Source organism: Streptomyces katrae (genome assembly GCF_000717655.1).
Lineage (GTDB): Bacteria > Actinomycetota > Actinomycetes > Streptomycetales > Streptomycetaceae > Streptomyces > Streptomyces katrae_B.
Genome location: NZ_JNZY01000084.1, coordinates 1 through 6,277 on the forward strand (window position 1 = coordinate 1; position 6,277 = coordinate 6,277).

At 72.0% G+C, this 6,277-nt stretch carries 5 protein-coding genes; all 5 read right to left on the reverse strand.

The annotated features are described in order from the left end of the window. Positions 1–953, reverse strand: a 953-nt coding sequence (locus IF09_RS0139365; protein ID WP_030304336.1) for a SidA/IucD/PvdA family monooxygenase, incomplete at its 3' end; no start/stop codon positions are given. Continuing rightward, positions 950–2,227, reverse strand: a complete 1,278-nt coding sequence (locus IF09_RS0139370; RefSeq protein WP_030304339.1) for an ATP-grasp domain-containing protein — start codon at positions 2,225–2,227, stop codon at positions 950–952. The genes IF09_RS0139370 and IF09_RS0139365, both read right to left, overlap by 4 nt. Then, on the reverse strand, positions 2,224–3,534 hold the full coding sequence (locus IF09_RS0139375) for an MFS transporter (RefSeq protein ID WP_030304341.1): 1,311 nt from the start codon (positions 3,532–3,534) through the stop codon (positions 2,224–2,226). Before IF09_RS0139375 ends, IF09_RS0139370 begins: the two co-directional genes overlap by 4 nt. Continuing rightward, on the reverse strand, positions 3,531–4,586 hold the full coding sequence (locus tag IF09_RS0139380; protein WP_234321346.1) for an NAD(P)/FAD-dependent oxidoreductase: 1,056 nt from the start codon (positions 4,584–4,586) through the stop codon (positions 3,531–3,533). The genes IF09_RS0139375 and IF09_RS0139380 overlap by 4 nt, the downstream gene beginning before the upstream one ends. Next, complete coding sequence (locus IF09_RS0139385; RefSeq protein WP_030304345.1) at positions 4,583–6,118, reverse strand: class I tRNA ligase family protein; 1,536 nt, start codon at positions 6,116–6,118, stop codon at positions 4,583–4,585. The genes IF09_RS0139380 and IF09_RS0139385 overlap by 4 nt, the downstream gene beginning before the upstream one ends. Between the last annotated feature and the right edge of the window lie 159 nt (positions 6,119–6,277).

The following is a 6,277-nucleotide window of genomic DNA, read 5'->3' on the forward strand; positions in this document are numbered from 1 at the left end:
TCCCCGTCCTCGAGCCGGGCACCCACGACCTCGGTCATCGCCCGCACTTCCGAGCGCTGCGGGCCGAGCGCCTTCTGCCGGTAGAGCATCGTGTACAGCGCGTCGAGGAACGGCGGCGCCAGACCCGCGTAGTTGGTCAGCCGCATCTCGTCCAGGACCTGCGCCCGGACCTCCGCGGGGCTGTCGTAGAACTCGTCCACGAACGAGGGGAAGAACCGCTCGTTCACGAACTTGCTCGTCTGGTAGTTCTGCAGTCCGACCGACCGTACGACCATGGTCACGCGGCTCTGCGGCAGGTTCTCGTGCAGCGCGTAGAACATCTCCGCCGCGCTCTGCGCCCCGCCGACCACCACGGCCCGGACCGGCTCGTCCTTCGGGATCTCCCCCATCCGGGTCCGGTACTGGGCGCTGTGGATCAGCCGGTCGGCGGGCAGGCCGGCGAAGACGTCCGGCACCCGCGGGTCGCGGCCTCCGCCGACGACGAGGTCCCGGCAGCGGATCTCGTCCCCGTCCGTCAGCAGCACGCTCCACCCGGAGACGGAGCCGTCCGCCGCCACGACCGGGTCGACCTGCGCGGCGCGGGCCCCGTACCGGATCCGGACCCGCTGCAGCGAGGTGGCGACCCATTGGAGGTAGTCGGAGAACTCCCACCGGAACGGGTGGAAGGTGCCCAGGTTGATGAACTCGTCCAGCCGCCCCTGCTCGTGCAGGAAGTTGAGGAACGTGAACCTGCTGGACGGGTTGCGCAGCGTCACCAGGTCCTTCAGGAAGGACACCTGGCTGCGCGCCCACGGCATGAGCAGGTCGCGCTGCCATTTGACGTCCGGACTCTGTTCCAACAGCAGTGTGCTGTCCGCCAGTTCGGCGGAGCCGGATTCCTCGATGGCCACCGCGAGCGCCAGATTCGCCGGACCGGCGCCGATCGCCAGGACACCGACCTCCCGTACCGTCATGCTTCCCCCTCGATGTCGATCCGGACTGCGGCCGCGGCGGCCTCGGCCCGCCGCAGTGCCTCGGTGGAGCTGTCCGCGGTGGCCATGACGATCCCCGCGCGGTCCCAGGAGTGGCGCAGCCCGGTGAACCGGTCGCCCGGCCCGGCGGTGACCGCGACCAGGAACACGCCGTCGACCTGCCGGGCGGCCTCGACGCCGTGCACGGCCGTGACCCGTCCCGCCCCGGTGGCCAGGAACCGTACGGCCGCTCCGCCCTTGGCCCGCCGGGGCAGTTCGGCCGGTGGCTCCTCGCCCTTCATCACTGCGTAGTAGCTGCGCATGAGCTGGACCGGGTAGGCGAGTTGGATGGTGTCGACGATGCCGCCGCCGGCGAGCCGGCCCGCGCATTCCACGAGGTACGGCACTCCGTCCGAGACGATCCATTCGCAGTGCACGATCCCGTGGCGGAAGCCGACGGCCCGCACCACGCGCGCCGTCTGTGCGCCGAGCGTCTCCGCGAGGTCCTCGGGGATGTCGGCCGGCACGGTGTGCGCCATCTCCACCGGGTGGGGCCCGGGGAAGAGCTGTTTGCCGGTGACGTTGACGAACAGCGCGCGCCCGTCCCGTACGAGCATCTCGACACTGAACTCGGGCCCCTCGACGTACTGTTCGGCGAGCATGGACAGTTCCATGGGCCGGTCGGGCACGAAGACGCCCTCGTCCTGGACCAGGCAGTCCGCCCAGGCCTGCTCGACCTCGGCCGGGTGGTGGATCACCCGGGTGCCCACGGCGGCCTGACGGTTGGCGGGCTTGAGTACGACGGGGCCGCCCCGGCCGCGCAGGAAGTCCTGTACGCCGGCGGGGCCTTCCACGCGGACACTGGCCGGGTTGGCGATCCCGGCAGCGGCGCTGACCTGCCGCAGCAGGGCCTTGTCCCGGAGGATCTGGGCGGCCCCGAGGCCGGCGCCGGGCAGGCCGTAGCGCTCCGCGAGGCGCGCGGCGAACGGGGTCGCGTACTCGATCGCCGGGACGACCGCGACGGGCGCGAGGTCGGGGTGGGCGTTGTGGAACTCGTCGGCCTTGCCCGCGAGGTGGTACTCCCACTCGATCAGACCGCGGACGAACGCCACCCCGTCGAGCTGCTCGTGCACGTGCCGCTTGCGGACGATGTCGGGCTCCTCGATGTAGACCACCGAGTCGTCCGGCTGGAACTCCCCGATGGCGGCGAGCGTGACTCCGACGAACCCGACGATCAGGACCGGCCCGGTGGCGGTGCCGGGCTGCTGCTCGTTCATGACGTGCCTCCGACGACTTCGGGCGTTCCTTCGGTGCCGGCGTCCGCGTCCTTCGCCGGGGCCGGTTCGGGCGGCTGTTTCACACCGGCCAGGGCGAGCAGCCCGGCCACGGCGGTCACGACGCCGCACAGCAGCCAGAACCCGCCGCCGAGCCTGGTCCACAGGAAGACGCCGAACAGCGGCGCGAGCGCCGAGGCGGCTCCGCCGACGGCCTGCATGGTGCCGATGTAGCGGGCCTTGACCGCCGCGGGGAACGTCGCCGGGTGGGCGAACATGCTCGGCGCGGCGATCATGATCCCGCAGACGACCAGGACCGCACCGGTGATGGTGAACGCACCGGACCGGGCGGTCAGCCCGTAGACCGCGAGGCCGACGGCCTCCACCAGATGGCCGGTGATCACCCGTACGTGCTTCGGCAGCCTGCTGAGGTAGGCCGTGATCTTGAGTTCACAGGTGATCAGCACGACGGAGGACACCGTGAGCACGGTGCTGTAGAAGCTGGTCGGGTAGTCGTCTTCGGCGAGCTCCAGCGGCAGGGCGATGTGGCCCTGCGCGTAGGTGAGCGAGCCGAGCAGGATGGCGCCCAGGAAGAGCATGTACTTGCGGTCGCGGAGCATTGTGGCGTACCCCGAACGGCCGTCGGCGGCCTGGCCGGACGGCGCGGCTCCGGGTGTGGCTGCGGCCTGGGATCCCTGCTCCGCCTCCCCTTCCACGGCCTTCTTCGGGAGCAGGGCGAACGCCAGCAGGGCATAGACGAGCGCCGTCCCGCCGTCGATCCAGAACAGCAGGTCCCAGTCGACCAGGATGACCACCGCCGCGATCAGGGGGGCCAGGGCGGCGCCGATGTTCAGCGCGATCCGCATCATCGAGAACGCCATGACCTGGTACCGCTCCGGCATCAGGTCGCTGAGCATCACGGCGGCCGCCGGCCGGTACGCCTGGGTGAACAGGCCTGCGAGGCCGACCACGACCAGCAGCGCCCACAGCATCCCCGGCCCGCTCAGCCAGGAGATCGACGCCACCAGCGGGGCGGAGGCCCCCATGGCCGCCATGATGGTGGCCCGCGGGCCGAACCGGTGGGTGATCTCGGCGCCCAGCATCGTGCCGAAGACCGAACCGATGCTGTACGCGACGAGCGAGAGGCCCGCCACGCTGACCGACGCGCCGCGGTAGGTCAGGTACAGCACGAGGAACGTCTGGACGAACGCACCGAGTTGGTTGACCAGTACGCCGCCGAGAAGATATCGGACCGGTGTCGGAGTCGCCTTCAGCGCGTCGAACACCCGGACCGGAGCATCCTCCGTCATGCCGCCCCTTCCCTCAAGACATCGACGATGCGGTCCGCGACGAGCGGGGCCGCACTGAATCCGGATCCGCCGCACGCAGCCCGCGACCAGACGCCGGGACCCTCGCGGGCGAGCAGGGCGCCGCCGGTGTCCGCGACGGCCGCGTAGTGGCAGGCCTTCACCGCGGCCACGGTGTAGCGGTTCAGGCCGGTCAGCGGCGGCGCCGCGGCGAGCCGCCCGGTCCAGGGCTCCTGGTCCTCGGCGGCGCAGTCCGCGGTGGTGTCCACCACCCGGCAGACCGCATCGGAGCTGATCTTCAGGAGCGTGCCGTCCCCGGCCGGCACCGCCCAGGCCCGGCCGTCCGCGCCGAGCCCGCCGGCCGCGGGTGCCTGCGTCCACCACCGCGCCGCGTCGGCCGGCGGATGCAGGTAGACCATGGTCTGGCGGTGCAGGACGACCGGCTGTCCGACCAGATCGCGTGTCCACGGCCCGGCCGCGACCAGGACCAGGTCGGCGCCCAGTCGTTCGCCGTCGGCCAGTTGCACCTTCCCGGAGTCCGTGTCGATGCCGGTCACCACGGTGTACGGACGCAAGGTCACCGCCGGATGCCCGGCGAGCCGGCGGGCTGCGGCGTGCAGGACCCGTTCCGCGAGCAGCACCCCGCCGTCCACCTCCAGGAGGCCCGCCGCGTCCGGTGGGAACTCCAGGTGCGGCAGTGTCTGCGGTTCCACCGTCCGTACGGGGACCCCCGCCTCGGCGGCCGACGCGGCCAGCGCGGTGAGGCGTTCCCGGGGCCAGGCGGTGACCACTCCGACCCGGCGGTGGAAGCGGGTTCCGAGCAGCGCCTCCAGGTCCTGCCACCGGCGCCGGGCGGCGGTCATCCGCCGGGTGGCGTCCGGGTCGTCCGGGCTGAAGGTGCGGATGACCCGGTGCTGGTCGAAGGAGCTGGCGTGCGGGTTGGGGATCGGACCCCTGTCCAGTACGGTCACGCGGTGGCCGGCCAGCGCGCACTCCACGGCGGTCAGCAGCCCGGTGACGCCCGCTCCCACGACCACGACCGCCGCCGCGCTCACCGTCCCGGCTCCGCCAGGAGCGGCAGCCGTACGGGGGTGAACTCCGTGGCGTGCGGCTCGGCGGGGATCGCACGGTCGGGGAGGCCCGCCTCGGCCAGGTCGATCAGCAGCGGCGCAGCGCAGCGCAGGAACACGTCGACCTCGTGGCAGAAGTCGCCGGCGTCGGCCGGGCCCACCTCCCACCGGTCGAGCCGTGCCAGCTGCTCGGACAGGGTGAAGGCGGCCGAGGTCAGGTTGAAGCGGCGGACTTCGTAGGCGGCGGCGAAGCGCTCCAGGAGGCGCGCGGCCGCCGCCCGCGACCGCCCGGACACCGGCAGCGGACCCCGGCCGGCCCAGCTGCCGGCCTTGTCCGCGACCCGGTTCCACGGCTGGACGAGCCGTTCGCCGGCCACCCGCGCCAAGGCCTCGCGCGTGAAGTTGGTGCGCTGGAAGTCGGGGCTGGTCGCGGCGAGGTAGAAGCGGATGACGTCCCTGGGCACCTCGGCGGCCAGCTCCCGGCCCGACACGACATGGCCGCGGCTGGTGGAGAACTTGTCGTGGTCCAGCTCGTAGAACTCGTTGGTGACGAAGTGCTCGGGCAGGGTGTAGCCGCCCAGCGCCTCCAGCATGGCCGCCCCGACGACCGCGAAGGCGAAACCGGCGTCCGATCCGAAGAAGTAGACGACCTTGTTGCCGGTCTCGGAGAACCACAGCTCGTCGTCGGCGGCGAGCACTTCGCCGCGCTCCTCGGCGGCGAGCGCGGTGCAGTGCATGCTCCACGCGATGGTCTCGGCATCCGCGTAGATCACCTGGTCCGCGACCTCCGGGAAGGGTGCGGGGATGCCCCAGGCGATGGGGAGGGTTACGGGATAGTCCGGGAGCGGCCGGGCGAGGATCTCCTCGATCATCTGCGCCAGGCGCGGGCGCATCGTCGCACTCTGCCGGGCGAAATAGGCGACGAGCGCCTCTCGGTGCTCCTCGAGCGGCAGCACCAGGACCTGCTGCTCGCGCAGTTCCACCGGGTCGTCGGGGTGCAGGGTGGAGCGCGGGTCGATCAGGTCGCCGGACGCGATCCAGTGCCCGCAGTTCTCGCAGAGGCCGGCGCACCCGTCGGCGAGGCACACCGGGCAGCCGCCGCGTACGTAGGCGTCGGTGAGGTACTCGCCGGTGCGCGGCGCGTACGGGAACCTGAGGCCCCGCAGCCGGAGTGCGCCGCTGCTGTGCAGGCGCTCGAAGAAGGTGCGGACGGTTTTGACGTACCGGTCGCCGTAGCGGACGAAGCCGTCCGGCCGGATGCCCATGGCCGCGAGGGTCTGCTCCACCTGCCCGGCCGACCGGACGCGCAGTTCTTCAGGTGGTACGCCCAGCCTGCGGGCGGTGGTCACGATGTAGTTCTGCGTGAAGTGCACGCCCGTGCCGAACAGCACGTCGTGGCCCGCGGAGCGGGCGTACCTCGCGCAGACGTCGGCGGCCAGGAACGGGCCGGCCAGGTGGCCCAGGTGCAGATCGCCGTTCGCGGTCGGGCCGGGGGCGATCACCAGTGTCCGCTGCATCAGACGCTCCTGGATTCGGCGCCGGCGCGGCGGGAGAGCAGGTCGGTGAGGATGTCCTGGGAGCGGTGTGCGAGGACGCTGATGAGGGAGTCGGCGATGCCGTGGGTCTCCTCGTTGACGCCCTGGAGGTAGACGGCTCCCCGGGCCGATTCGCCGAGT